This is a genomic window from Polaromonas sp. P4_F9 (assembly GCF_056401235.1).
In genome coordinates this window covers 74,402-99,568 of the sequence record NZ_JBFUJT010000016.1, presented here as the reverse complement: position 1 = coordinate 99,568, position 25,167 = coordinate 74,402, and the positions used below count along the sequence as shown (strand labels likewise).

Annotated in this window: 21 protein-coding genes; 14 read left to right on the top strand and 7 right to left on the bottom strand. The window is 65.7% G+C overall.

The features are described 5' to 3' along the window. Nucleotides 1–141: 141 nt before the first annotated feature. Both AC1DUB_RS15610 and AC1DUB_RS15605 read left to right on the top strand, forming a co-directional pair. A complete protein-coding gene (locus AC1DUB_RS15610) occupies nucleotides 142–1,173 on the top strand; it encodes a LacI family DNA-binding transcriptional regulator (RefSeq protein WP_477730273.1) in 1,032 nt (343 codons plus the stop codon). Between the two features lie 120 nt (nucleotides 1,174–1,293). Further along, nucleotides 1,294–2,307: a Bug family tripartite tricarboxylate transporter substrate binding protein gene (locus AC1DUB_RS15605; RefSeq protein WP_477730272.1), complete on the top strand. Its 1,014-nt coding sequence runs from the start codon at nucleotides 1,294–1,296 to the stop codon at nucleotides 2,305–2,307. 75 nt (nucleotides 2,308–2,382) lie between these two features. Here AC1DUB_RS15605 and AC1DUB_RS15600 read toward each other — a convergent pair whose 3' ends face one another. The 5 genes from AC1DUB_RS15600 to AC1DUB_RS15580 are packed head-to-tail and all read right to left on the bottom strand — an operon-like array spanning nucleotide 2,383 to nucleotide 8,825. Next, a complete protein-coding gene (locus tag AC1DUB_RS15600) occupies nucleotides 2,383–4,179 on the bottom strand; it encodes a carboxylesterase/lipase family protein (RefSeq protein WP_477730271.1) in 1,797 nt (598 codons plus the stop codon). Next, nucleotides 4,176–5,738 carry an FAD-dependent oxidoreductase gene (locus AC1DUB_RS15595; protein WP_477730270.1) on the bottom strand — a complete coding sequence of 521 codons (1,563 nt, stop codon included), beginning with the start codon at nucleotides 5,736–5,738 and terminating at the stop codon, nucleotides 4,176–4,178. Before AC1DUB_RS15595 ends, AC1DUB_RS15600 begins: the two co-directional genes overlap by 4 nt. 25 nt (nucleotides 5,739–5,763) lie before the next feature. Next, on the bottom strand, nucleotides 5,764–6,354 hold the full coding sequence (locus AC1DUB_RS15590) for a twin-arginine translocation signal domain-containing protein (protein WP_477730269.1): 591 nt from the start codon (nucleotides 6,352–6,354) through the stop codon (nucleotides 5,764–5,766). A 29-nt stretch (nucleotides 6,355–6,383) separates the two neighbouring features. Further along, the gene (locus AC1DUB_RS15585; protein ID WP_477730268.1) at nucleotides 6,384–7,289 is read right to left on the bottom strand and encodes a SphA family protein; all 906 of its coding nucleotides are present in this window, start codon (nucleotides 7,287–7,289) and stop codon (nucleotides 6,384–6,386) included. A gap of 60 nt (nucleotides 7,290–7,349) precedes the next feature. Then, complete coding sequence (locus tag AC1DUB_RS15580) at nucleotides 7,350–8,825, bottom strand: benzaldehyde dehydrogenase (protein ID WP_477730267.1); 1,476 nt, start codon at nucleotides 8,823–8,825, stop codon at nucleotides 7,350–7,352. A gap of 278 nt (nucleotides 8,826–9,103) precedes the next feature. On the opposite strand from AC1DUB_RS15580, the gene AC1DUB_RS15575 reads away from it, so the two are divergent. Continuing rightward, nucleotides 9,104–11,005 (top strand): sigma-54-dependent Fis family transcriptional regulator, encoded by a 1,902-nt coding sequence (locus AC1DUB_RS15575; protein ID WP_477730266.1) that lies wholly within the window; start codon nucleotides 9,104–9,106, stop codon nucleotides 11,003–11,005. Nucleotides 11,006–11,069: 64 nt separating this feature from the next. On the opposite strand, the gene AC1DUB_RS15570 is transcribed toward AC1DUB_RS15575, so the two are convergent. Both AC1DUB_RS15570 and AC1DUB_RS15565 read right to left on the bottom strand, forming a co-directional pair. Then, complete coding sequence (locus AC1DUB_RS15570) at nucleotides 11,070–13,283, bottom strand: malate synthase G (protein WP_477730265.1); 2,214 nt, start codon at nucleotides 13,281–13,283, stop codon at nucleotides 11,070–11,072. Nucleotides 13,284–13,337: 54 nt separating this feature from the next. Then, nucleotides 13,338–14,066, bottom strand: a complete 729-nt coding sequence (locus AC1DUB_RS15565; protein WP_477730264.1) for a haloacid dehalogenase type II — start codon at nucleotides 14,064–14,066, stop codon at nucleotides 13,338–13,340. Between the two features lie 245 nt (nucleotides 14,067–14,311). Here AC1DUB_RS15565 and atzF point away from each other — a divergent pair, with 245 nt between their 5' ends. The 11 genes from atzF (at nucleotide 14,312) to biuH (ending at nucleotide 25,160) form a co-directional block, all read left to right on the top strand. Next, a complete protein-coding gene (gene atzF / locus AC1DUB_RS15560) occupies nucleotides 14,312–16,105 on the top strand; it encodes an allophanate hydrolase (protein ID WP_477730263.1) in 1,794 nt (597 codons plus the stop codon). A 94-nt stretch (nucleotides 16,106–16,199) separates the two neighbouring features. Continuing rightward, entirely contained in the window at nucleotides 16,200–17,216 is a 1,017-nt protein-coding gene (locus AC1DUB_RS15555) for an ABC transporter substrate-binding protein (protein ID WP_477730262.1), read from the top strand. A 2-nt stretch (nucleotides 17,217–17,218) separates the two neighbouring features. Next, complete coding sequence (locus AC1DUB_RS15550; RefSeq protein ID WP_477730261.1) at nucleotides 17,219–18,070, top strand: ABC transporter permease; 852 nt, start codon at nucleotides 17,219–17,221, stop codon at nucleotides 18,068–18,070. Nucleotides 18,071–18,209: 139 nt separating this feature from the next. Next, entirely contained in the window at nucleotides 18,210–19,031 is an 822-nt protein-coding gene (locus tag AC1DUB_RS15545) for an ABC transporter ATP-binding protein (protein WP_477730260.1), read from the top strand. A gap of 34 nt (nucleotides 19,032–19,065) precedes the next feature. Further along, the gene (locus AC1DUB_RS15540; RefSeq protein ID WP_477730259.1) at nucleotides 19,066–19,293 is read left to right on the top strand and encodes an AtzG-like protein; all 228 of its coding nucleotides are present in this window, start codon (nucleotides 19,066–19,068) and stop codon (nucleotides 19,291–19,293) included. Beyond that, nucleotides 19,290–20,726, top strand: a complete 1,437-nt coding sequence (locus AC1DUB_RS15535; RefSeq protein WP_477730258.1) for an AtzE family amidohydrolase — start codon at nucleotides 19,290–19,292, stop codon at nucleotides 20,724–20,726. Before AC1DUB_RS15540 ends, AC1DUB_RS15535 begins: the two co-directional genes overlap by 4 nt. A 29-nt stretch (nucleotides 20,727–20,755) precedes the next feature. After that, the gene (hpxZ, locus tag AC1DUB_RS15530) at nucleotides 20,756–21,136 is read left to right on the top strand and encodes an oxalurate catabolism protein HpxZ (RefSeq protein WP_477730293.1); all 381 of its coding nucleotides are present in this window, start codon (nucleotides 20,756–20,758) and stop codon (nucleotides 21,134–21,136) included. A gap of 52 nt (nucleotides 21,137–21,188) precedes the next feature. Beyond that, nucleotides 21,189–22,310, top strand: coding sequence for a BMP family ABC transporter substrate-binding protein (locus tag AC1DUB_RS15525; protein ID WP_477730257.1), 1,122 nt, complete (start codon nucleotides 21,189–21,191; stop codon nucleotides 22,308–22,310). A 102-nt stretch (nucleotides 22,311–22,412) separates the two neighbouring features. Then, nucleotides 22,413–23,510: an ABC transporter permease gene (locus AC1DUB_RS15520; RefSeq protein ID WP_477730256.1), complete on the top strand. Its 1,098-nt coding sequence runs from the start codon at nucleotides 22,413–22,415 to the stop codon at nucleotides 23,508–23,510. After that, complete coding sequence (locus tag AC1DUB_RS15515; RefSeq protein WP_477730255.1) at nucleotides 23,507–24,424, top strand: ABC transporter permease; 918 nt, start codon at nucleotides 23,507–23,509, stop codon at nucleotides 24,422–24,424. The genes AC1DUB_RS15520 and AC1DUB_RS15515 overlap by 4 nt, the downstream gene beginning before the upstream one ends. A gap of 37 nt (nucleotides 24,425–24,461) precedes the next feature. After that, a complete protein-coding gene (biuH, locus tag AC1DUB_RS15510; protein ID WP_477730254.1) occupies nucleotides 24,462–25,160 on the top strand; it encodes a biuret amidohydrolase in 699 nt (232 codons plus the stop codon). Nucleotides 25,161–25,167 lie beyond the last annotated feature (7 nt).

Sequence of the window (25,167 nt, the reverse complement as noted above, 5' to 3'; positions counted from 1 at the left end):
TCACACACCTGTTGGCGCCGGACCCTGTTTTGGAACCCGGGGGCACTCCCGGTTGCACTATCGGCTGCACTACCTGTTCGCCGCAGCGACCCCGGCAGGCCCAAGTCGAGAGGTCCATCGAGTTAGCGTTAACATGGTTGCATGGATTCCCTTAAAAAGCCTGGCCGGGCCGCCAGGCCAGGCACGGGCGGCATCACGCTCAATGATGTGGCCAAGCTGGCCGGCGTGTCGGCCATCACCGTTTCGCGCGCCCTCAACACGCCCGCTGCCGTGTCCCCCGACACGCTGGAGCGCGTGCGCGGCGCCATCACGCGCAGCGGTTATGTGCCCAACCTCGTGGCGGGCGGCCTGGCGTCCAACCGCAGCCGCCTGGTGGCTGCGCTGGTGCCAACGATCGCCGGACCGGTGTTTCTGGAAACCATTCAGGCGCTGACCGATGCCCTCGCGGAAGCGGGCTGCCAGCTGATGCTGGGCCAGAGCGGCTATGGCGGCGCGCGGGAAGACGCCCTGCTGGACGCCATCATCGGGCGCCGGCCCGACGGCATCGTGCTGATCGGCATCATGCATTCCATCGACGGGCGGCGGCGCTTGCTGGCGTCCGGCATTCCGGTGGTGGAAACCTGGGACATCACGCCCACGCCGCTCGACATGATCGTGGGGTTTTCCCACGAGAAAGTCGGCGTTGCGGTGGCCGATTACCTTCACGGGCGGGGCTTTCGCCGGCCCGGCATCGTCAGCGCCAGCGATGAGCGTGCGACGCGGCGGCGTATCGGGTTCGAGCAGCGTTTTGCCGAGCTGGGCGTTGCGGGCATTCCGGCGTGTGTGGTGCCGTCACCGTCCTCGCTCGGCAATGGCAGGGCCGGATTTGCCGAGCTGCGCGCCGGCCATCCCGGCATTGACGTGGTGTTTTGCAGCTCCGACGTGATTGCCCACGGCGTCATCACCGAGGCCCAGGCCACCGGCCTGAGCGTGCCGGACGATATCGCCGTGATGGGCTTTGGCGACCTGCCGTTTGCCGCTTTCACCTATCCGCAGCTGAGCACCGTCCGCATCGACGGCACCTCCATCGGCCAGCAGGCTGCCCGCTTCATCCTGGATCGGGTAGAGCGCCGCGACGTCGGCCCGCCGGTGCGCGATATCGGGTTTTCCCTTGTCCAAAGAGGCAGCGCCTGACTTGACGTCTTGTCGGGTCCTGTTTTATGATCAATTGTTAGCGCTAACATTTTGAGTTTGGCGCCTCTGCATCGTTGTATTCAAGCAACTCTCTTCTCAAGTCTTTTCAAGGAACCCGTCATGACGACAAATCTCTCCCGCCGCAAGGCAGTTCTTGGCCTGGGTGGCCTCGGCCTCGGCACCTTGTTGCCCCTGCCCGGCGTGGCGAGCGCCGCGGACACAGCCACCACGGGCTGGCCCGCCAAACCGATCACCTATGTCGTTCCCTTCACGCCGGGCGGCTCCACCGACGTGATTGGCCGGACGCTGTCGCAGAAGCTGGCTGAAACACTGGGCCAGCCGGTGATCGTCGACAACAAGCCGGGAGCCGCCGGTGCCGTGGGCGCGACCTACGTGGCCAAGGCCAAGGCGGATGGCCACACGCTGCTGGGCGGCACCATCAGCACGCACGCCATCAATGCCAGCCTCTACAAGAACCTGCCCTACGATCCGGTCAAGGACTTTGAGCCGGTGGCGCTGGTCGCCATGCTGCCCAATGTGTTGATCGTCAACCCCAACCTGGGCATCAATTCGGTGGCGGACCTGGTGGCGCTGCTCAAGCGCGAGCCGTCCAGGCGCAACTTCGCCTCCTCGGGCGCGGGCACTTCGACGCATCTGGCCGGCGAGATGTTTGCCGACCTGATTGGCGTGCCGCTCACCCACATCGCCTACAAAGGCACACCGCCCGCCATGCTGGATGTCTCGTCCGGCCAGGTGACCTTCATGTTTGACCAGATGACGGCCGCCGTGTCGCTGGCCCAGGCTGGCCGGCTCAAGCTGCTCGCGGTGACCACCCCAAAACGCATGGCGCTGGCACCCAACCTGCCCACCATGATGGAAGCGGGCATCAAGAACTTCCAGATGGCCTCATGGCAGGCGGTGTATGCCCCCAAGGGAACACCGCCAGCCATCGTGCAGCGGCTCAATGCCGAGATTGTCAAAATCCTGAAGATGCCGGACGTGGCGGCCAAGCTGACCGACCAGCTCGGCATGGAGATCGTGGGCAGCTCGCCCGAGGAACTCGCGGCCCACATGAAGTCCGAGATCACGCGCTGGGCCGAGCTCGTGAAGAAATCCGGCGCGACGGCGAGCTGATACGGGAACTACGAGCGCTACGAAAACCAGCTCCGGATCGCGCAGCTGCGCGCGATGGTGGGGTTGCGCCGTCAGTCAGATTTCGACCCGTGGCTGGAACTCCACCGCAGGAACGGTACAGCCAAACTCGCGGCACCAACGCTCGTACTCCGATGTATCGCCGTGGCCTGCGAACAGCGGATTCCATACGAAAAGGCGGGCGTGGATGCGACAGCGCAGCGTGGCGGGTTCGGCCGCTGCATCGGTCCTCAGCGCCTGCTTGACGGCCGCCATGTCGGTGCGTATTCGCGCCATGCGGATGCCGCCATCGCGCGCCGTATCGAAAAGCAGGCACTCGGCTTGTTTCGCATCGAGACAGCGGCGCGGCCACTCATGGCCTGGCAGCGTCGGTACGCCGTCGCGTGCAAAGCGGGTCCACGCATCGCCCATCGCCTGGGTCAACACGGACCGGCCGGACCGGTTGAACGGCGTGTTGACGCCAAAGATGTCGAGTTCGCCCGCCGTGTCGCGAAAAACAAAGGCCATCTCCATGCCGTGCGCGGCGCCAAGCAGCAGGTCGGGGCGGATGAAGGGTATGGCAGTGGCCTCGTCCCAATCGAAGCGGTAGGTCCATACATCGGCGTGTCCGCCCGCCAGCATCGCATCGGCCGGCGTATCGACATGCAGTGCCTTCCAGGCCAGCGACAGGTACTTCATCTCGACCTGATAGGCGCGGCGATCGAGCAGAATCGGTACCTTCCCCAGCAGCAGGCGCGCGTGTTCGGGCTTGTCTGCACTGAAGGTCTTGAACTCATCACGATTGCTGCCCAGGATCACCGGCACGCGGTTCCATCGACCAGCGGCGAAGACCTCGGCCAGTGGCTCGCGCGGCAGGACCACGCCGTCGCGCACGGGACGAGGCGCCAGGTAGACCCCGACGCTGCCGGGCGTGAAGGCGCCCAGCAGCCGGGCCGGGCTGAGCGAGCGCAGAAAGGCGGCAATTTCTGTTGCGGGCAGCGTCGCGAGCTGTGTCCTTGCAGCTTCGCGGTCATGGGCGCGGCCCTCGGCGACCCACAGCCTCGCAGTGACTTCGAGCGAACTCTCGCGGTGGCCCGGCTGCACGTCGTCGCGCCAGTTCATCGCCTGTTCGACACTGAAGGTCTCGGCCACCGGTGACTGCGCGATCGCACGGTGGAACAAGCCCTGGGCCAAGGGGCTCGCCAACAGCGTCAGCACATTTTGTCCGCCGGCGGATTCGCCGAAGATCGTCACGCAGCCGGGGTCGCCGCCGAAGGCCGCAATATTGGCCTGCACCCATCGAAGCGCGGCAATCAGGTCGAGCGTGCCAAAGTTGCCCGAGCGCTCCTCGGGTGTGGCGTCGTCGGCGTCATGCAGTGCCGGGTGGGTGAACCAGCCCAGCACGCCGAGCCGGTAGTTGACGGTGACGACCACCAAGCCGTCGTGGCTCGCATAGTTGCGCGCCGCGTCGTAGGTGGCCGAGGTGCCCACCGAATTGCCGCCGCCGTGGATCCACACCATCACCGGGCGGCGTTGGCTTGCACCCGGCACCGCACCCGGCTCGAAGGCGGGCGCGAAGATGTTGAGCGTGAGGCAGTTCTCGTCGCCCACGATCTGGCCGCGTTGCCGCGCCGGCGTGCCGGAAAGCAAGTCGGCGTATTGAGGCCCCATCGAGCCGTGCGCGCAGGCCTCGAACACGCCGCTCCAGGGCGCGACAGGGCGCGGCGCGCGCCAGCGCAAGGCCCCGGTGGGCGGGCTGGCGTAGGGGATGCCGCGCCAGCCGTGGACGCCGCCCGGCTCACGCGTGCCGACAACTTCGCCACCGGTCACACGGCGCCTGGACGCCGCATCAAGGGTGCGCTGCGCAGCCCTCATGCGTGCGCTTTGACGATGCGGTCGCTGATGTAGCTGGCCAGTGCGTACACCGTCTCCGAGGGGTTGTAGCCGATCGAGGTCGGCAGCAGGCTGGCATCGGCCACGTACAGGTTTTTCACGTCATGCGTTTCGCCATAGGGGTTGACCACGGTGGTCTTCGGGTTGCGCCCCATGCGGCAGGTGCCCTGCGGATGGAACGAGGTGTATTTGTAGCGTGCCGGCTCGTTCTTCAGCGCCCCGATCACGCTTTCGACCTGATCGGCGCTCTCGACCACCGCCTTGTTCGATGACGGCAGGTAGAGCTTGCTCGCCCCGGAAGCAAACAGAATGCGCGCCGTGGCGACCAACCCTTTCTTCATCGCATCGAAGTCGTCGTTGTCTACCGTGTAATGGATCTGCTTCTGGCCGTTTTCCCAGCGCACCTCGCCCACATTCTTGTCGTGGATCAGGCTGATCAGGCGGATCGTATTTTTGTAGCCCGTCATGTAGGCCACGTAGGGCTTGCCGGTACCGGGCTCGGCCTGAAAGCCAGCCTCCACCGGCTCCTGGATCGCGTTGAGCAACAGGTAGCCGCCTTTCTCGGGCAGCGTGTGCTGGTCCATGTAGAGCGAGTGGGTCGCGCCGTGGAAGTCGTTGACCTCGTGGGGAAATTCAGCGGTGACCGACAAGGTCGGGTGGCAGGCGAAGTTCTTGCCCACTTGCGCGCTGCTATTGGCCAGCCCGCTTTTGAGCAGCAGCAGCGGCGTCTGGATCGGCCCGGCCGCCAGCACGACGATGGGGGCATCAACGCGCACATCGGCCTTCTTCTTGCCGGTAGCCGGGTCGATGACCTCGGCCAGCACGCCACTGGCCTTGCCGCCCTCGGCCAGCACTTGCGTGACACGCGTGTCGGCGAAGATGGTCGCGCCATGCGCCACGGCCCAGGGCAGGTAGGTCACCAGCATGGATTGCTTGCGGTCGGAAGTGCAGCCGCTGAAACAGGCGCCGGTGAGCGCGCAGTCCTTGATGTTGCGCCGCGCCTTGCCTTCGGGGTAGCCCAGCTTTTTCATGCCCACGCCAATCAGCGCCGCGCCCGCGCTGGTCTCGTGCGAGGCGACGGTGCGGATGTGCAGGTTGCGCTCGATCTTCTCAAAGTAGGGCGTCATCACCGCCTTGGTGAGGTTGCTCAGGCCGAACTCCTTGGCCCACAGCTTCAGGTAGTAATCGGGCGTGCGAAAGCACAATGCCGCATTGACCACCGTGGAGCCGCCAACACAGGCGCCTTGCAGGATGGCAATATCGCCGTGCATGTTGGACTGCCCGCCGTGGTCCTGGTAGAGCGTGCCCATCGAGACGGCCAGCATCTCGGTGAACTTCTCCGACGGGATGTACGGCCCGGCCTCCAGCACGATGACCGTCTTGCCTGCGCGCGCCAGTTCGTAGGCGGCGATGGCGCCGCCAGCGCCCGAACCGATGATCACCGCGTCGGCCTTCAGGTGCAGTTTTTCCTGCGTGATGTCACCGGCCTGCGTGACCTTGAGTCCCTGTTTGGCGAGCTTCACGGGAATGGATTTTTTCATGGGGTGTGTCCTCGAATGGTGGTGTTCAGCGTGTCGGCAGCGGTGCGTTGCCCAGGGACTTCAGGCCCAGGCGCTTGGTCATCGGTCCGTCGTAGCCAAGCGGTGCCCAGCTTGCCGGATTCGCCCAATACGACAGCTGGATCAGCTTTTTCAGCCCCACAGTCAGGCCACGTTGCGGCGGCAGATCGGAATTGCCCCAGGCATCGCAGAACTGCGTGGCTTCGGCGTCGTCGAGCGCGGTGAAACGCTTTTTGTACAGGGCCACGGGGCCGTCGTTGAAGTACTGCATGCCGCCTTTGAGGCCCGCCAAGATATGGGGCGCCATGGTGGCCAGCAGCGCGCCGTCCAGCGTTTGCAGCAAGCCGTCAGGCGTCCACGGGACCAGTGGACTACCGGCCACCGGCAGCACCACCTGGGCCAGCCGCGTGAAGATGGCGGCTTCCGCTTCGTTGATGAACTTCACGCCGGGAGGCAGTGCCGCAAGGCTGGCGCCGCCGGCCAGTGCCGTGATGGCACCCGCGCCGGAAAAGCGCAGAAAGTCGCGCCGCTGCAAGCGACCGATGGCCGCGACCACCGTGCTGAGGTCGGCGGCCTGGTGATGAGAATCGAATGGCATGGTGTCTCCTTGACTGGGTTTTTTGCGTCTTAAAACGGCAGGATCATTTTGACCTTCAGCGCCGCGCCTTCAGGCCGGTTTCGAACCGCGAAGTCCTGCTGGAGCTTGGCGGTAATGAAGAAACCCGAAGGGCTCTGGTACTTGATCGACGGCCCGATAGCCATCGCCGAGCCCTTGGCATTCGGCACGGTCACGCCGGAAACCTTGTCATCGGTGATTTGCTTGTAGGCATAGCCTCCCACACCCGCCGTCCAGCCGTTGCCGAAGCCCCAGCCCAGTGCATAGTCGAAGTGGAACTCCTGGCCGGAGCGGTACTTCGTGTCCTTGTTGGAGCCGTTGAACTCGTAGTGCAGCTTGATGTCGGCGTTGATGCCCGACGGCTGTGTGTAGGTGATCGCTGCCACCGGACCGGCAGTCCAGTGGTTGCGTCCAAGGTTGACCAGATCGGTCTTGCTATACGACCCGGTGGGTGCATGGATATCCACCGCCAGCACGTAGTGAAGTTTGTCCGAGGGGTGGTAGGTCAGAAACGGGCCGAAGATGACGTCGCCGAGGCCTTTCTTGTGTTGACTGAGTCCCGCAATCTTGGCATTGATGTCGAGCAGCGGCAGGAAGCCGTGAAAACCGATGTTGCCTCCCAGCATCCTGGTTTCACCGATCCAGATAAAGCGGGGAACGAGGGCCGCGACATCGACCTTGAACGGAACGGGGATTTCGTTGCCGTTGTTGTCGCGCAGCTTGTTCAGGTGGTCGTACGAGGGGTAGAGCAGCACGTAGGTGCCGGGGGGAGGCGCCGCACCGGCCAGGAAGTTTTCCGCGCCGTTCGGGTAGGCGCTACCGCCTCCTTCGGTGGCGAAGGCCGGCGTGCAAGTCAAGCAGACGAGGGCGGCGGCGAGCGTGATGTTTGACCGCAGGGTGTTTTGAAGAGGGTTCATGATTTTCCGGGTTTTTCGGGGGGCGGGGTTTTTTGGGGTAACAGGGTTGAGTGGCTTGATTCAGAACGGGTACACGATGGGCTTGTCCATCACGCTGACCCACTGGCTTTGGGTGAACTCCTCCAGGTTGGCCGGACCGCCAAAGCGCCCGCCATTGCCCGAGGCGCCCATGCCGCCAAAGGGCACGTGGAACTCGTTGTTCACCGTCTGGTCGTTGATGTGAATCATCCCGGTGTGCAAGCGGTTGGCCAGCGCCATGGCGCGTGAGATGTTGCTGCTGTGGATGGCCGCCGCCAGGCCGTAGGCCGAGGCGTTGACCAGCGCCGCAGCCTCCTCGTCGGTGTCGAATACCGTGATGGGGGCGACCGGGCCAAAAATTTCATCGGTGAACGCCGGCATCTCCGGCTGCACCTCGGCGAGCACGGTCGGGCGGTAGAGCAGGCCCTCGTAGGTACCACCAGTCACCACGCGCGCGCCTTGCGCCACCGAGGCCTGCACGATCTGGTCAATGCGGTCGCGCTGTTTGGCGTTGATGACAGGTCCCAAATGTGCGGGGCCGGCGTGCGGGTTGCCCACATGCAGCGCCTCGGCACGCTGCTTCAGCCGCTGGGAATAGGCCTCGGCCACGCTGCGGTGCACCAGGTGGCGGCCCGCCTGCATGCAGATTTGTCCCTGGTGCAAAAAAGCGCCCCAGGCACCACAGGAACTGGCGGCGTCCAGGTCGGCATCGTCCAGCACGACGAAGGCGTTGTTGCCGCCCAACTCCAGCGCCACCTTTTTGAGCAAGCCACCGCACACTTCGCCAATTTGCCGCCCCACCGCCGTCGAGCCGGTGAACGAAATCATGTTGACCGCCGGGTGCCGCACGACCGCATCGCCCGTGGCGGGGCCGCCCGGCAGCACATGCAAAACGCCCGCCGGCAGGCCGGCGTCGGCAAACACCTGGGCGATCAACATGCCACCCGTGACGGCAGACTGCGCATCAGGCTTGAGCAGCACCGCGTTGCCCAGCGCCAGCGCCGGCGCCACCGAGCGCATGGCCAGCAGCAGCGGGAAGTTCCACGGGGCAATCACGCCCACCGTACCGATCGGCACGCGCCGCCACAAGTTGGTTCGCCCGGGCATGGTCGAGGGGAACATCTGCCCGTTGGCCTGCATCGGCAGCGCGGCGGCCATCAGCATTTGCTCGTAGGTGGCGTTCAGCTCCCATTCGGCTTTGGGCATGATGGAGCCGCATTCGCGCACATTCCAGCCGTTGAATTCGCCGGCGCGCTCCTTCAGCAGCCGCGCGGCCTCGCGCATCACGGCCGCGCGTTGGTCAAAGGGGGTCGCGGCCCACGCGGCGCGGGCCGATTGGGCGCTCTGCGCGGCACGGTCAACGTCTGCGGTCGAGGCCATGCCGACCTGGCCCAGCGTGCCGCCGGTGGCAGGCTCCATCACCGCAGCGGTGCCGCCTTGCGCCGCGACCCAACCGTCGCTGTAAATCTTTCCCGTCCATTGCCCCTGGCTCGGCGGCGGATAAAGAAGGGTGTCCATGTGTTTGTCTCCAGTGCTTGTGTTTCTTGATGGATTTGCCGGCTGTTCGGCGCCACCAGTGCCGCCGTCCAACGCAGCCTCTTCCGCAAGGGCTGTGCCAAAAAGGCAGTCAATTGCATAAAGTTGGGGTATTGCCCGGGTAATTACCCATGTAGGTGGCATTTTCAGGAATTAAACTGCATGTCCACTCACCGGGATACCGCCTCAAAACGAGACGAGGGTCTCAAATCGAGACGACCAGAGAAACGCATACGTGCTGGCAGCCCTGGAGACAACTTGTGCAACAAGCGATTACTTTTGAGCCGAACCTCTACGCTCCCGAACGCATCTGGCAAGCGCGTCGGGCCTTCTTTGACGAAGGCAGTGCGCCCGCGGGTCTGATTGACGACCCGGTGCTGCGTTCCTGGCAACGCTGCCGGGGTCAGGGTCGCGGCGCCTCGGAACAGGTGGAATTCGATCCCGTGGACCGTCTCGCATTGGCCCGTTTGCTGGAGGCCCAGCGCACATTGCTGGAGGCGGCACGCCCCGAGCTGGATGCGCTCGCCCGCGCGGTGTCGGACGCCGGCTATGCCGTGCTGCTGACCGACGTCCAGGGGCGAGCCCTGGCGGTCGAGGGTTGCACCGACCGCCGTAGCGAGCCGCTACGGCAAGCCTTTCGTCCCGGGGTAGACCTGTCTGAGGCGGTGATCGGCACCAACGCGATGTCATCGGCGATTGCCGAGCAGCGGGTGGTCCGCGTGCTCGGGCCCGAGCATTTTTTTGCCGACAACCAGATCTTTCACTGTTGCGCTGCACCCGTGTTTGACCCGCAGGGGCGCGTGGTCGGCGCGGTCGATATCTCGCGTGACATGCCGGGCCTGGCGGCTGGTGCCGTGGCGTTGACCCAGCGCTGCGCCCGCCGCATCGAGCGCAAGCTTTTCGAGGCGCTCCCGGCATTCGTACGGCTGCGGCTGGAGACGCAGGATGCGAGCGATGAAGCCTGGCTCGCCTTCAACCGCGATGGCGGCCTGCTGGCGGCCAACATCGCCGCGCGCCATCTGATCGATGTCCCTTTCGTTCCGCAGGGGCTGGGCTTTAGCGACCTGTTTGACGGCCGTTTCGATACGCTGGCCGCTGCGGCAAGCCAGGCGAGCGGCGAACTGAGCCTGCGTCTGCGGGGCGGGGTGCAGCTGCGCGCCCGCGCCTCGGGCGTGCCGCCCATGGCGCGATCCGTTGCCACGCCCAACCGTTCAGCGCCGCCGCGCACCGCGCCGAGGCCTGAGTTCGGCGATGTGTCCTTTGCCGCCGACTTTGAACGCGCGCTGCGCGCCTTCAATGCCGGTTTGCCGGTTTTGGTCACGGGCGAAACCGGTGCTGGCAAGGAAGTCGCAGCCCGCGCCCTGCATGAGGTGAGTCATCGCCACGACGGCCCGTTAATAGCGATCAACTGCGGCGCCATCGCTCCCCAGTTGATGGCCGCCGAGCTGTTCGGCCATGTCGAAGGCGCCTTCACTGGCGCCCGGCGCGGCGGCAGCGCGGGAAAAATCGAAGCGGCCCAAGGCGGCACCTTGCTGCTTGACGAAATCGGCGACATGCCGCTGGAGTTGCAGGTCGGCCTGCTGCGCATGCTCGACAGTGGCGAAGTCCTGCGCGTCGGTGCGACCCGGGCGGTGCGGGTGGACGTGCGCTTTGTCTGTGCGACCCACCGCGATCTGCGCGCGCTGGTGGCTTCGGGGCTCTTTCGCGAGGATCTCTATTACCGCATCAGTGGCTTTCAGTTGCAGGTACCACCGCTACGCATGAGAAGTGATTTCAACGCAGTCCTTGACGCCTTGCTGGCGGAGCAGGGCTGCGCGCCGCGGCTGCTCGACGCCGGGCTGCGCCGGGCGCTCAAGAGCAGACGCTGGCCGGGCAACGTGCGCCAGTTGCGCCATGCGCTTCGACTGGCACTGGCGCTGCTGGACGCCGATGAAGCGCTCACCCTGAGTCATTTTCCCGACCATGAACCCGACCATGAACCCGGCCTGCGAGTACCGTCTGATCGTCCGCGCACCGGTGCACCCGACGACGGGCTGAGTTGGCGGCAGACGCAACAGCAGGCCATCGATGCGGCGCTGCGGCAAACCGGCGGCAACGTCACCGCCGCGGCTGCCTTGCTTAACATCGGTCGCGCAACGCTCTACCGCAAGCTGGCGAAATGATCAACGGCCAATTCGCCCCAACTCGCCGTTAGCTATCGCTATCGCTATCGAGAAGATGGCGTCGTCAAGCCGAAGCCGCACCCGCCTTCACTTTCAACCGCCACGCATGCAGCAGCGGCTCGGTGTAGCCACTCGGCTGCTCCAGCCCCTTGAACACCAGGTCGCAGGCGGCCTTGTAAGCCGCTGAGGTGTCGAAGTGGCCGGCCATGTTTTGGTAGAGCGGGTCGCCGGCGTTCTGCTTGTCCACGACGGCGGCCATGCGTTCGAAGGTCTCCTTGACCTGGGCTTTGGTCACGACGCCATGGTGCAGCCAGTTGGCGATGTGCTGGCTCGAAATGCGCAGTGTGGCGCGGTCTTCCATCAGCGCGACGTTGTGGATGTCGGGCACCTTGGAGCAGCCCACACCCTGGTCGATCCAGCGCACCACGTAGCCCAGGATGCCTTGCGCGTTGTTGTCGAGTTCCTGCTGCTTTTCCGTCGCCGGCCACCTGGCTTCTGCCGCCACCGGAATTTGCAGCAGGTCATTGAGGATGTTGTCGCGTTCCGCATTGGCATCGATCTTCTCGAGCTCCTTCTGCACATCCGACACCAGCACCTGGTGGTAGTGCAGCGCATGCAGGGTGGCGGCCGTGGGTGAGGGTACCCAGGCGGTGTTGGCGCCGGCGCGGGGGTGCGCAATCTTTTGCTCCAGCATGGCGGCCATCAGGTCGGGCATGGCCCACATGCCCTTGCCGATCTGCGCCTTGCCGCGCAGGCCGCACGAGAGGCCCACGAGCACGTTGTTCTTCTCGTAGGCGCCAATCCAGGCGCTGGTCTTCATGTCGCCCTTGCGGATCATGGGGCCGGCGTGCATGGCGGTGTGCATCTCGTCGCCGGTGCGGTCCAGGAAGCCGGTGTTGATGAAAGCCACGCGGGCGCCGGCCGCGGCGATGCAGGCCTTCAGGTTGACACTGGTGCGGCGCTCTTCGTCCATGATGCCGAGCTTGACGGTGTTGGGGGCCAGGCCCAGCAACGCTTCGACGCGGGTAAACAGTTCGGACGCAAAGGCGACCTCCTGGGGGCCATGCATCTTGGGCTTGACGATGTAGACCGAGCCGGCGCGCGAGTTCTTGATGCCGGGCTGGCCCTTGCGCTTGAGGTCATGCATGGCAATGGTCGTGGTGATGACCGCGTCCATGATGCCCTCGGGAATTTCCCTGCCGCCTTCATACAGAATGGCGGGGTTGGTCATCAGGTGGCCGACATTGCGCACAAACATCAGCGAGCGGCCGTGCAGCGTGACCTCACCGCCCTGCGCACCGGTGTATCGGCGGTCAGGGTTGAGGCCGCGCGTGAAGGTCTTGCCGCCTTTGCTGACTTCTTCGGTCAGCGTGCCCTGCAGGATGCCCAGCCAGTTGCTGTACGCCAGCACCTTGTCTTCGGCATCGACCACGGCCACAGAGTCTTCCAGGTCGAGGATGGTGGACAGCGCGGACTCCAGCACCAGGTCACTGACGCCGGCCGCATCGCCCTGGCCGATCGGCGTCTTGCGGTTGATCTGGATGTCAATGTGGATGCCGTTGTGCTTGAGCAGCACCGACGAGGGGGCGCCAGCGTCGCCCTGGTAGCCGATGAGCTGGGTGCTGTCCTTCAGGCTGGCGCGGCCGCCATTCGTCAGCGTCACGGCCAGCTTGCCGTCCACGACGGCGTAGCCTGCGGAGTCCTTGTGCGAAGCGGCCTCCAGCGGGGCGGCCTGGTCGAGGAAGGTGCGCGCGAACTCGATCACCCTGGCGCCGCGTAGCGGGTTGTAGGCCTTGCCCTTCTCGGCGCCGCCGGATTCGGAAATGGCGTCCGTGCCGTACAGAGCGTCGTAGAGCGAGCCCCAGCGGGCGTTGGCCGCGTTCAGTGCGTAGCGGGCATTCAGGATGGGCACCACGAGTTGCGGGCCGGCCTGCTCGGCCAGTTCGGCGTCGACATCAGCGGTGGTCGTGGTCACGTTGGCGGGCTGCGGCACCAGGTAGCCGATCTGTTCCAGAAAGGCGCGGTAGGCCGGCATGTCGGTGATGGGGCCGGGATGGGCCTGGTGCCAGCTGTCGATCTCGCTCTGCAGGCGGTCGCGTTCGGCCAGCAGGGCAATATTTTTGGGCGCCAGGTCGGCCACGATGGCGTCAAAGCCTTGCCAGAAGGCGGCACTGTCAACGCCGGTGCCGGGCAGCACCTTGTCTTCAATAAAGCGGTAGAGGCCGGTGGCCACCTGGAGGCGGTGAGCGGTGGTGCGTTCAGTGGTTGTGGTGTTCATGGTGGGTCGTCCCTTGTAAAAAATAAAACGTTGGAGGGTGTGAAGGAAGGCGCGTCATGCCGCTGCGCCAGGCAGGTTCATGCCCGGCAGTGTCAGCACATCGCGCAGGCTGCTGCCCGTGTACGTCGGCGCTGTGCCAAGCTCTTCAAACGGCAACTGGTAGCGGTTGATCCAGAGCGTCTGGTAGCCATACCAGGTGGCGGCCAGTGCGTCCCAGCCGTTGCAGCTGACAAAAGCGATCTGCCACACCGCCAGGCCGGTTTGTTGCGGGCCCAGTGCATAAGCGTCGGGGTGCGTCTTGTATTTGCGGATGCTGTCCACGCTGATCACATGGTCCAGCAGGCCTTCCAGCCCGGCGGATTTCACGGCCACGTCGAGCATCGACGGATCGCCATTGGACAGGATGCCGGTGACGATGCCGCGCTTTTTCAGCGCCTGCAGCACGCCCTTGTTTTCCGGAAAGGCCGACAGGTGCCGGTACTGGTTCATGAGCCGTTGCTCGCGCTCCGCCGTGAGGTCCAGCGCCAGGCGCTTGCAGACATAACGCAGGCTGGCGCGGGTCAGATCCCAGAAAGGCCGGTAATGCACACCGTCATTGCAGGTGGTGACCAGGCGCGTGTACTCAATCTGCTTGTCGCGCCACAGCAGCCCCAAGGTTTGCCCCTGGCCGGGAAAGAGCTGCTCCGCGAGCAGGCCCACGCTGTACACGTCGAACAGTGTGCCGTAGGCATCAAACAGCACGCCCCGGATCGGGACAGGGGCGAGCGCACGGGGTTTTTCCATAGGCTCTACTTTATTTGATACGAGACCAGTCATTAACTAACTGAAAATTGTTTTATTCATGACTATTTTCAGCCTAATGTGGAGCGTCGCCCGGGCCAGAGGGGGCGCTTATCAGACGGGTTCATTATGAGTCGATGGCAGGGAAATGGGCCAGCTGGCGCCTGGCGCGCCTTCCGCCCGGATGTGCTGTCCCAAAGATGACAGCCCGGTCAACTGGCATATCTCTTGCATCTCATCTTGTACACATGATTGGATGCTTTAAATTGGTGCACACCTCTTCAGCGTTAATTTCAGCGAAAGACCCGATGGAGGCCGCCGTGCCCGAGGGTGGTGAATCCGCTGCGGGATCGGCTGGCCTGCATGCCGAATGGGCGACCGAGGCCTGGATCTCGCGGGTGCCGGAGCCTTTGCCCCCGGCCGTGGACGGCCCGCTGGCGGGGCTGGCATTTGCAGTCAAGGACAACATTGATGTCGCGGGCGTGGCCACCACCGCAGCTTGTCCGGCCTTCGCCTACACCCCTTCTGCGCACGCCGTCGTTGTGCAAAGGCTGCTCGATGCTGGTGCGCAGTTGATCGGAAAAACCAATCTGGACCAGTTTGCTTGCGGCCTGAACGGAACACGCTCTCCCTATGGCGCCGTGCCCAATGCCCTTGATCCGGCTTATGTATCCGGCGGCTCCAGCTCCGGCTCGGCCTATGCAGTGGCTACCGGGCAGGTCGACTTTGCGCTGGGTACCGACACGGCCGGTTCAGGGCGCGTGCCGGCCGGCCTGAACAACATCGTCGGCCTGAAACCCTCCCGGGGGCTGATCAGCGCGCGCGGCGTGGTACCGGCAGCGCAGAGCGTGGATTGCGTCTCCATCTTTGCGCGCACCGTGGCCACGGCCGCCCAGGTGTTGCAGGCCGCGATGGGGTATGACGCGCTGGACCCCTATTCGCGCCGGCTCGCCCTGGCCAGCACCGCCCTGCCGCAGGCCTTCCGGTTTGGCGTGCCATCGTCGCTGGAGTTCTGTGGCGACGCGCTGGCCCAGGAGGCCTTCGGGCAATCGGTTGAACGCATGAAATCCCTGGGCGGCCACCCGGTGGAGATTGACTTCACTCCGCTGGCCGAAGCGGCCAGCCTCCTGTATGAAAGTGCGCTGGTCGCGGAGCGTTACACCGCCATCCGCGGCTTTTTCGACGAACACGAAGACCAGATCATGGAGCCGGTCTGCAGCATCATTGGCGCAGGGCGGCACTACAGCGCCGCCGATCTTTATGAGGCCCAGACCCGGCTGCGCGCCCTGGGCCAGCAGGCCGCCGCCATGTGGGCCGACATTGATGTGCTGCTGGTGCCGACCGCTCCCACGCACTACACCCTGCAGGCCATGCAGCAGGATCCGGTGACGCTCAACCGCCACCTCGGCACCTATACCAACTTCGTTAACTTGCTGGACTATGCGGCCCTGTCAGTGCCCAGCACGCTGCGGCCCGACGGCCTGCCGTTTGGCATCACGCTGGTCGGCCAGGCCGGCAGCGACTGGCAACTCACCGAACTCGGGCAGCGCTACCACCATGCCACGGGCCTGCCGCAAGGCGCGCTGAATGAACCCTTGCCACCGCCCCAGCCGCTGGCGGGTATCCAGCCGCTGCCTGTCGTCAAGGTGGCGGTGGTCGGCGCTCACCTCTCGGGCATGCCGCTGAACGGCCAACTGACCGAGCGCGGGGCCACGCTGCTGGCCACCACCTGCACCGCGCCGCATTACCGCCTCTACGCGCTGCCCGGCACGGTGCCGCCCAAGCCCGGCCTGCTGCGCGTGGCGCCGAACGAGGGTGCGCGCATTGCCCTGGAGGTCTGGGAGATGCCGGTGCAGCACTACGGCTCCTTTGTCGCGCTGATTCCCGCGCCGCTGGGCATAGGCACGCTGACGCTGGACGACGGCAGTTCCGTGCAGGGCTTTATCTGCGAACCGCAGGCATTACCGGATGCGCGGGACATCACCCACCTGGGCGGCTGGCGTGCCTACATCGAGTCCCTGCAGCGCCAGGTGGCGGCCTGACCCTTGTCCATTTCCTCAAACCCTCAAACCCGCAAACCCTCTCATTCACCTTCACGTTCACGCATCACTTTTCATCACCCGCAGGAGTATTTCCATGAAACCGACCGAGAACCCGTCAACCGCCACCCCCGGTGCCGTGCGCCGCACGCTGCTCAAGACAACGGCGGTGAGCGCTGCGCTGGGCCTGTTGGGTGCGCCGGCCATCGTGCGTGCGCAGGGTGTCAAGATCCGCATTGGCTACTGGCCGGTGGCCGCCGGCCTGCCATTCTTTTCAGCCATTGAGAAAGGCTACTTCAAGGAGGCCGGCCTGGAGGTCGAGCCGCTCAAGTTTGCCGGTGCCCAGCAGGTGATGGAGGCCATGCTGTCGGGCCGCTCCGACGGCAGCTCCAACGGCACCGGCTCGGCCAACCTGGCGATTGGCGAGATCGCGCAGCCGGGCCTCTTCAAGATATTTGCTACCAACCCCAGCAACGCCAAATATGTGCTCGACGAATTCATCGTCCCCAAAGACAGTCCGGTCAAAACCATGGCCGACCTCAAGGGCAAAAAAGTGGCCTCCGGCCCCGGCATCCAGAACGTCACGCTCGCCAAAACCATGCTGGAGCGCGCCGGCGCCAGCGGCGCGACCGTGATGGAGCTGCCCATCGGCCAGCATGTCGCTTCGCTGGTGGCAGGGCAGGTCGACGCCTGCTACACGCTGGAGCCCACGGGCACGATTGGCCGCATGAACGGCACCACGCGTGTGATCGAAGCCGGTGTGGTGGCCCGCTACATCCTGGGCGACCCGATGGCCCCCTGGCATGGTGGCGCCGCCAGCCTGACCAGCGAGTTCATCAAGAAGCACCCCGACGTCGCGAAGAAATTCATCACTGCCTACGCACGCGGCATCGAGCTGGTGCGCAGCAAACCCGATGAGGCGCGCCAGTTCATGAAGGGCTATACCGCGATCGAGGGCCCGCTGACCGGTGAGGTGCCGCTGGCGTCCTACATGCTCTACAACGAGTTCAAGCCCAGCGACGTCGCCTACTTCCAGAAGTTCTACGACCTGTTCACCGAAAAAGGCATCTTCGAGAAAAAGGTTGTGGTCGACGGCCTGCTGTACAAGGGCTGACCATGGCTGACGCACCTACCCCTGCCGCGGCGGTTGCCGTGACGCGGTCCGCGCCGGCCTGGTCTCCGCCCAGCACCAGCGCCGCGACCCTGCCCAAGGCGCCCGCCTGGGAGCGCTTCCTGCCCTTCATTGGCCCCGTGGCGCTGTTCATCATCTGGGACCTGGTGGTGCGCTTCGGCCTCATCAAGGCCATCTTGCTGCCCAGCCCCTGGGCCACGCTGATGACGCTCGTCAGCGGCCTGGCCGGCGGGCCACTGCTGCTGGACTTTGGCGTGACCGTGCTGCGCACCCTGGAGGCCTTCCTGATTGCCGCCGTGGTCGGCATGCCGCTGGGCGTGCTGCTCGGCAGCAATGAAAAAGCCTACCGCAGCGTGGAGTTCCTGATCGACTTCTTCCGCTCCACGCCGTCGTCCGCCCTGATCCCGCTGTTCCTGCTGATCTTCGGCGTGTCCGACATCAACAAGGTCGCGATTGCCGCCTTCGGCGCCTTCCTGATCGTGGTGTTCAACAGTGCCTATGGCGTGATCAATGCGCGCAAGCAGCGTGTGATGGCAGCCAAGGTCATGGGCGCCTCGCGCTGGCAGGTGTTCAAGGACGTGCTGATCTGGGAAAGCCTGCAGCCCTCATTCGTCGGCCTGCGCTCGGCGGTGTCCATGGCGCTGGTGATTGTCATCGTGGCCGAGATGTTCATCGGCTCCGACAACGGCCTGGGCCACCGCATCATCGACGCGCAGCAGGTGCTCAACGTCAAGAGCATGTACGCGGCCATCCTGGCAGCGGGTGCGCTGGGCTACGCGCTGAATATTCTTTTCCTGGTCGCTGAAAGGCGCATTGTTCACTGGAGTGGAAGATAGACATGGCCCCCACGCTTGCCACTACGTGTGCTGCGCTGCCCCCCGGGGGGGCTAATTTCCCTTGGGGCGGCCCGGCGGGAAATTCTGGCGTCTACACATCGGGCGTTTCCCCCTTGCACTGCTCATCAAAGGACTGACCATGTCGGCTGTACTCAACGCTTCCGTGTTTGCCGACGTCCCGGTACCGGCCTTTCAACCCGGCCCCGCCGGCACACACATCACCATACGCGGCCTCACCAAATACTTTGCCGGCTGGCCGCTGTATGAAGACTTCAACCTCGACATTCCCAAGCACAAGATCGTTTCGGTGTTCGGCCCCAACGGCTGCGGCAAGTCGACGCTGATCAACATGATCGCCGGGCTGATTCCGGTCGATGCGGGGCAGATCCTGTTCGACGGCAAGTCGCTGAAGGACACCAAGATTGGCTACGTCTTCCAGAACTACCGCGAGGCCCTGTTCCCGTGGATGCGCACCATCGACAACATCGCCTACCCGCTCAAGCTCGAGGGCAAGACCAAGGCCGAGGTGGACCGCCGCATGGCCGAGCTGGTGGCCTCGTTCGATGTGAAGTTCGACCTCCATCGCTACCCCTACGAGCTGTCGGGCGGCCAACAGCAGACCGCGTCCATCATGCGCGCCCTCGCGCCCAACCCCGAAGTGCTGTTCCTGGACGAACCGTTCTCGGCGCTCGATTTTGAAATGACGCTGTTCATCCGCGAAAAGCTGCAGGAAGTCTTCATGAAGACCGGCACCACCATGTTGCTGGTCTCGCACGACCTGGAAGAAGCCGTCTACCTGGCCGACCAGGTGCTGCTGCTGACCAAGCGGCCTACCCGCGTGGCCGAAATCCTGCCCTACGGCGATGCGCGTCCCCGCACGGTGGAAACGCTGTCGGAGCCCAGCTTCATCAGCACCAAAAAGCATAGCCTGGAAATCTTCCAGCGCGAGGTCAGGCGCTGACGCCGTCTTTGCCTTGCCCCACATCAGGACTGTCATGACGCCCCAACAGATGGAAACCTATGTAGACGCCGCGGCAGCGGCGCTGGACTTGCCGCTGAGTCCGGCGCACCGGTCCGGCGTGCTGCAGTTTTTTGCCCTGGCCGCCGGCTTTGCCGAGCAGCTGCAGGCCGTGCCATTGGGTGCGCATGACGATCCCGCGCCGGTGTTCGTGCCGGTTTCTGTGCCGGTCTCTGTGCCGGTCTCGCCGAAAGCCGCCGAATGAGCCGCGCCGCAGATTACCTGCTGCAGGACGCCGTGGCCATGGCCCAGGCGGTGCGCGCCGGCCAGGTCAGCGCCACGGCGCTGGTCGAGGCCAGCCTGGGGCGCATTGCGGCCACCAATCCGCGCGTCAACGCCTTCACCGAGGTCACGGCGTCGCGGGCGCTGCAGCGCGCGGCCCTGATCGACCAGCAACTGGCCAGCGATGCATCCGGCCCGGAGGCCGACCAGCCGCTGCTGGGCGTGCCCTTTGCGGTGAAGAACCTGTTTGACATTGCCGGGCTGTCCACGCTGGCCGGCTCGCGCATCGAGCGCGAGCGCCTGCCCGCCAAAGCCGATGCGCTGCTGGTGCAGCGGCTGGAGGCGGCCGGCGGCGTGCTGGTAGGCGCGCTCAACATGGATGAATACGCCTACGGCTTCACCACCGAGAACAGCCATGCCGGCCCGACACGCAACCCGCACGACCTCACGCGCATTGCCGGCGGCTCGTCCGGCGGTTCGGGCGCAGCGGTGGCGGCCGGCCAGGTCCCGCTGACGCTGGGGTCGGACACCAACGGCTCCATCCGGGTGCCGGCGTCGCTGTGCGGCGTGTTCGGGCTCAAGCCGACCTTCGGACGCCTGCCGCGCACCGGCAGCTACCCTTTTGTTTCGGGCCTGGACCACCTCGGTCCGTTTGCCCGCTCGGTGCGCGACCTGGCACTGTCGTATGACCTCTTGCAGGGCCCCGAAGCCGGGGACGCTTTGGACCCTGGCTGCGCGCAGCGCGCCACCGAGCCGGTGCTGCCGGTGCTGGCGAGGGGTATGGAGGGCCTGGGTGGCCTGCGAATCGGCGTGCTGGGCGGCTATTTCCAGGACCATGCCCAGCCTGCGGCCTGGGCCGCCGTGCAGCGCGTGGCCCAGGCGCTGCACGCCCGGGAGACTGTCGATCTGCCGATGGTGGAGGCCGGCCGGGCGGCCGCCTTCCTGATCACCAATGCCGAGGGCGGTGCGCTGCATCTCGATGATTTGAGGCGGCGCCCCGATGACTTCGAGCCCCTGTCACGCGACCGTTTCCTGGCGGGTGCCTTGCTGCCGGCCGCCTGGATAGACCGCGCGCAGCGGGTGCGCCGGCTGTATGCGCAGGCGGTGGCCCGGTTGTTCGAGCGCTTCGATGTGCTGCTGGCGGCCGCCACCCCGTGTGCGGCCACGCCGATAGGCACCGAGTGGTTCGAACTCAATGGCCGGCGCCTGCCGCTGCGCCCGAGCATGGGGCTGCTGACCCAGCCGTTTTCGTGCATCGGCCTGCCGGTATGCGCCGTGCCTGTCTGGCCCGAGCAGGGTTTGCCCGTTGGCGTGCAACTGGTCACCGCGCCCTGGCGTGAAGACCGCGCGCTGCGCGTGGCCGCCGCGCTGGAGGCCGTCGGCGTGGCCCGCGCGCCCGTCGCTTCCCTCTCCTGACGCGATCACCAGGAATGACCACGATGACCATGAGCCACGCCATCAACCTGCCCGACGTTCATGCCGAAGTGTCGGCGGCCTTCGCGCGCTATGAAGAAGCGCTCGTCAACAACAAGGTCGACGTGCTCGACGAGTTGTTCTGGAACAGCGAGCACACGCTGCGCTACGGGGTCACCGAGAACCTCCATGGCTACGAGGCTATCCGCGCCTTTCGTGCAGCGCGACCCGCGCAAGGTCTGGCGCGCACGCTGCACGCCACGGTCATCACCACCTATGGCCGCGACTTCGCCACGGCCAATACCGAGTTTCAGCGCGCGGGCAGTGCCAGGCCCGGGCGCCAGAGCCAGACCTGGCTGCGCACGCCCGCCGGCTGGCGTGTCGTTGCCGCCCACGTGAGCCTGCTGGCATGAACCCCGCCCCCCGTTTTTCGCAGTCCTTCCTCAACCTCACCTCCGGAGAGTCATGATGAGCACCCAAACCTTCAACCGTCGAGAGTCCCTCAAATCGCTGGTCGCCCTCGGCGCTGCCGGCACGCTGGGCAGCTTCAGCGGCCTCGCCCTGGCGCAGAAACCCATCACCGTGGGCGTGATTTACGTCGGCCCGCGCGACGACTACGGCTACAACCAGGCCCAGGCCCAGGCCGCGGCCGAGCTCAAGAAGATGCCCGGCGTGAAGGTGGTGGAAGAAGAGAACGTGCCCGAAACCGCGGCGGTGCAGAAAACCATGACCGGCATGATCGCGCAGGACGGCGCTTCGCTTGTGTTTCCCACCTCGTTCGGCTACTTTGATCCACACATGCTGGCCGTGGCCGCGAAGTTTCCCGAGGCCCGCTTCGCCCATTGCGGCGGCATGTGGACCGAGGGCAAGCATCCGAAGAACACCGCCAGCTTCTTCGGCTATATCGACGAATGCCAGTACCTCAACGGCGTGATCGCCGGGCACATGAGCAAGAGCGGCAAGATCGGCTTCGTCGCCGCCAAGCCCATTCCGCAGGTGCTGCGCAACATCAACGCCTACACCATGGGCGCCCGGTCCGTGAAGCCGGGCATCACCACGCACGTGATCTTCACCGGCGACTGGTCGATGCCGGTCAAGGAGGCCGAAGCCACCAACAGCCTGGCCGACCAGGGTGTCGACGTGTTCACCATGCATGTGGACGGCCCGAAGGTCATCGTCGAGACCGCCGCCAAACGCGGCAAGATGGTGTGCGGCTACCACGCCAGCCAAGCCAAGCTGGCGCCCAACGCCTATCTCACCGGCGCCGAGTGGAATTGGCTCACGGCCTACACCGGCTTCATCGACGCGGCGCGCAGCGGCAAGCCGCATCCCAACTTCGTGCGCGGCGGGCTCAAGGATGGCTTCGTCAGGATGTCCGCCTACGGGCCCATGGTGCCCGACGCGGCGAAGAAGGCCGCGGACGCCACCAAGGCCAAAATGGTCGCGGGCAGCTTCGACATCTTCAAGGGCCCGCTGAAGGACAACAAGGGTGCCACCGTCATTGCGGCTGGCAAGTCCTTCAAGCAGATCGATCTCGAACTGGAAAAGATGAACTACCTGGTCGAAGGCGTGACCGGCTCGATCTGATGGCCGCCGCATGCCCCTCACCCCAACCCTTTCCCCGGCGGGGAGAGGGAGCATGGTTTTCCTCCCTCTCCTTTTGGGAGAGGGCCGGGGTGAGGGCATGCCATGCGTAACGCATTGAAGGCGGCCATGCTTCCTGCGGGCGCCATCCTGGCCGCGCTGCTGCTGTTCGGCGTCTTCGTCTGGTTTGCCGGCGTCAATCCGGCTGAAGTCTGGTTGCTGCTGTTCAAGGGCGCATTTGGTGACTGGTACTCGTGGCAGAACACACTGCAGCGCGCGGCGCCGCTCATGCTGACGGCGCTGTGCGTGGCGATTCCGGCGCGCGCCGGGTTGGTGATCATTGGAGGGGAGGGGGCGCTGGTCCTGGGCGGTCTCGCTGCTGCGGGGCTGGCCCAGGGCCTGTCGTTACCGGCCAATAGCGCGGGCACCGTGCTGGTCTGCGCTGCTGGCGCTGCCGCGGGCGGCTTGTGGATCGCGATGGCGGGATGGCTGCGCCAATACCGCGGTGTCAACGAAACCATCAGCAGCCTGCTGCTGGCCTACGTGGCCATCGGTCTGTTCAAGCATCTCGTGGAAGGGCCGCTGCGCGACCCGGCCAGCCTGAACAAGCCCTCGACCCATGCGCTGGCCGAGGGCTTGCGCATCGGCGGCATCGGCGGCTCCGATGTGCACTGGGGTCTGGTGGCCGGCGTGCTGGTCTGCCTGGCGGTGGGGCTGTGGCTGCGGCTCACGCCCTCGGGTTTTGCTGTGCGCGTGGTTGGTGGCAACCCGCGCGCGGCGCAGCTGGTGGGCCTGCCGGCCTCCCGGCTGATCCTGCTGGCCTGCGCGCTGGGCGGGGCCGCGGCCGGGCTGGCCGGTGCCATTGAGGTGGCGGCCGTGCACACCAGTGCCAACGCCTCGCTGATTGCCGGCTACGGCTACGCCGGCATCCTGGTGTCGTTCATCGCGCGCCACCAGCCGGTGGCGGTGATTCCGGTGGCCATCCTCTTCGGCGGCTTTGGTGCCGCGGGCAGCCTGTTGCAGCGCCGGCTCGGTCTGCCCGATGCCTCGGTGCTGCTGCTGCAGGGCATCGCCTTTGTGCTGATCCTGGCCAGCGAAGCCCTGCGCGACATGGACTGGAAGGCGCTGTGGGCGCGTGTCGGGCGCTTCGGCCCGCCCGAGCCCAGCGCGGTGCAGCTTGGCATGGGGGACAAGATCGTATGACCGGCGACCAGGTGATCATCTTCCTGGCCGGCATCCTCGGCGGCGCCCTGCGCGTAGGCGCGCCCTTCCTGTTCGTCAGCCTGGGTGAATGCCTGACCGAAAAATCCGGGCGCATCAACCTGGGCCTGGAGGGCGTGCTGGTGCTCTCGGCCATGTCGGCCTTCGGCGCGTCCTACCTCAGCGGTTCGCCCTGGATCGGCGTGGTGGCCGCAGCGCTCACCGGCGCGCTGCTGGCCACCCTGCACGGCGTGCTGTGTTCCTTTCCCCGCGTCAACGACATCGCCACCGGCATCGCGCTCATGCTGCTGGGCATGGGTCTGGCTTTTTATCTCGGCAAGCCCCTGATCCAGCCGCAGGCGCCGCAATTACCGGCCATCGCCCTGGGCGAGTGGAGCAGCTCGGCTGCTGTGCGCTCGGCGCTGCAGGTCAATGCCCTGGTGCCGATCGGCCTCGTGATCGCTGTTGCGCTGTGGTGGGCTTTTGCCAGCACCCGCGCCGGCCTGCTGGTGCGCCTGGCCGGCGACTCGGCCAGCGCGGCGCGGGCACTGGGCTATTCGGTGGCGGGCATCCGCATCGCCGCCACCGCGGCCGGCGGCATGATCGCCGGCCTGGGCGGTGCATCGCTCACGCTGTTCTATCCCGGCAGCTGGAACGAAGGCATCTCCAGCGGCCAGGGCCTGATCGCCGTGGCGCTGGTGATCTTCGCGCGCTGGAGTCCGCTGCGCTGCGTCGGCGCGGCCCTGCTGTTCGGCGGCGCCGGTGCCATCGGCCCGGCGCTGCAGTCGATCGGTATCGGCTGGGGCTACCACCTCTTCAACATCGTCCCCTATGTGCTCACCCTGCTGATTCTCGTGATCACCTGCCGCCCCGGCAGCGTGGTGGCCGGCAGCCCGGGCGAGCTTTCATCCCGCTAACCATGTGCCCCACGTTCGCATTCGCCAAGGAATGACCATGGAACGCTTCATTCAATCCAACCCCTATGCCTGGCCCTGGAACGGCGACCTGCGGCCGGCCAACACCGCGCTGGTGGTGATCGACATGCAGACCGATTTCTGCGGCATCGGCGGCTATGTGGACAAGATGGGCTACGACATCTCGCTCACCCGCGCACCCATCGCGCCGCTGCAAAAGCTCATGGCCGCGATGCGCCAGGGCGGCTGGCACATCATCCACACCCGCGAAGGCCACCGGTCCGACCTGTCGGACCTGCCGGCCAACAAGCGCTGGCGCTCCCGGCAGATCGGCAGCGGTGGCGTGGGCATCGGCGACGACGGGCCCTGCGGGCGCATCCTCGTGCGCGGCGAGGCGGGCTGGGAGATCATTCCGGAGCTGGCCCCGCTGCCCTTTGAGCCGGTGATCGACAAGCCCGGCAAGGGCTCGTTCTGCGCCACCGACCTGGAGCTGATCCTGCGCACCCGCGGCATCGAGAACCTGATCCTCGCCGGCATCACCACCGACGTGTGCGTGCACACCACGATGCGCGAGGCCAACGACCGCGGCTTCGAATGTCTGGTGCTGTCGGACTGCACCGCCGCCACCGACCCGGGCAACCATGCCGCGGCGCTGAAGATGATCACCATGCAGGGCGGCGTGTTTGGCGCACACGCGACGTCCCACGCCGTGCTGGTCGCGCTGCAGGTCCGGCCATGACGATGAA

Coding starts and splice junctions, on each gene's coding strand:
- AC1DUB_RS15610 (WP_477730273.1), top strand. CDS start 142: ATGGATTCCCTTAAAAAGCCTGGCCGGGCCGCCAGGCCAGGCACGGGC.
- AC1DUB_RS15605 (WP_477730272.1), top strand. CDS start 1,294: ATGACGACAAATCTCTCCCGCCGCAAGGCAGTTCTTGGCCTGGGTGGC.
- AC1DUB_RS15600 (WP_477730271.1), bottom strand. CDS start 4,179: ATGAGGGCTGCGCAGCGCACCCTTGATGCGGCGTCCAGGCGCCGTGTG.
- AC1DUB_RS15595 (WP_477730270.1), bottom strand. CDS start 5,738: ATGAAAAAATCCATTCCCGTGAAGCTCGCCAAACAGGGACTCAAGGTC.
- AC1DUB_RS15590 (WP_477730269.1), bottom strand. CDS start 6,354: ATGCCATTCGATTCTCATCACCAGGCCGCCGACCTCAGCACGGTGGTC.
- AC1DUB_RS15585 (WP_477730268.1), bottom strand. CDS start 7,289: ATGAACCCTCTTCAAAACACCCTGCGGTCAAACATCACGCTCGCCGCC.
- AC1DUB_RS15580 (WP_477730267.1), bottom strand. CDS start 8,825: ATGGACACCCTTCTTTATCCGCCGCCGAGCCAGGGGCAATGGACGGGA.
- AC1DUB_RS15570 (WP_477730265.1), bottom strand. CDS start 13,283: ATGAACACCACAACCACTGAACGCACCACCGCTCACCGCCTCCAGGTG.
- AC1DUB_RS15565 (WP_477730264.1), bottom strand. CDS start 14,066: ATGGAAAAACCCCGTGCGCTCGCCCCTGTCCCGATCCGGGGCGTGCTG.
- atzF (WP_477730263.1), top strand. CDS start 14,312: ATGATTGGATGCTTTAAATTGGTGCACACCTCTTCAGCGTTAATTTCA.
- AC1DUB_RS15555 (WP_477730262.1), top strand. CDS start 16,200: ATGAAACCGACCGAGAACCCGTCAACCGCCACCCCCGGTGCCGTGCGC.
- AC1DUB_RS15550 (WP_477730261.1), top strand. CDS start 17,219: ATGGCTGACGCACCTACCCCTGCCGCGGCGGTTGCCGTGACGCGGTCC.
- AC1DUB_RS15545 (WP_477730260.1), top strand. CDS start 18,210: ATGTCGGCTGTACTCAACGCTTCCGTGTTTGCCGACGTCCCGGTACCG.
- AC1DUB_RS15540 (WP_477730259.1), top strand. CDS start 19,066: ATGACGCCCCAACAGATGGAAACCTATGTAGACGCCGCGGCAGCGGCG.
- AC1DUB_RS15535 (WP_477730258.1), top strand. CDS start 19,290: ATGAGCCGCGCCGCAGATTACCTGCTGCAGGACGCCGTGGCCATGGCC.
- hpxZ (WP_477730293.1), top strand. CDS start 20,756: ATGAGCCACGCCATCAACCTGCCCGACGTTCATGCCGAAGTGTCGGCG.
- AC1DUB_RS15525 (WP_477730257.1), top strand. CDS start 21,189: ATGATGAGCACCCAAACCTTCAACCGTCGAGAGTCCCTCAAATCGCTG.
- AC1DUB_RS15520 (WP_477730256.1), top strand. CDS start 22,413: ATGCGTAACGCATTGAAGGCGGCCATGCTTCCTGCGGGCGCCATCCTG.
- AC1DUB_RS15515 (WP_477730255.1), top strand. CDS start 23,507: ATGACCGGCGACCAGGTGATCATCTTCCTGGCCGGCATCCTCGGCGGC.
- biuH (WP_477730254.1), top strand. CDS start 24,462: ATGGAACGCTTCATTCAATCCAACCCCTATGCCTGGCCCTGGAACGGC.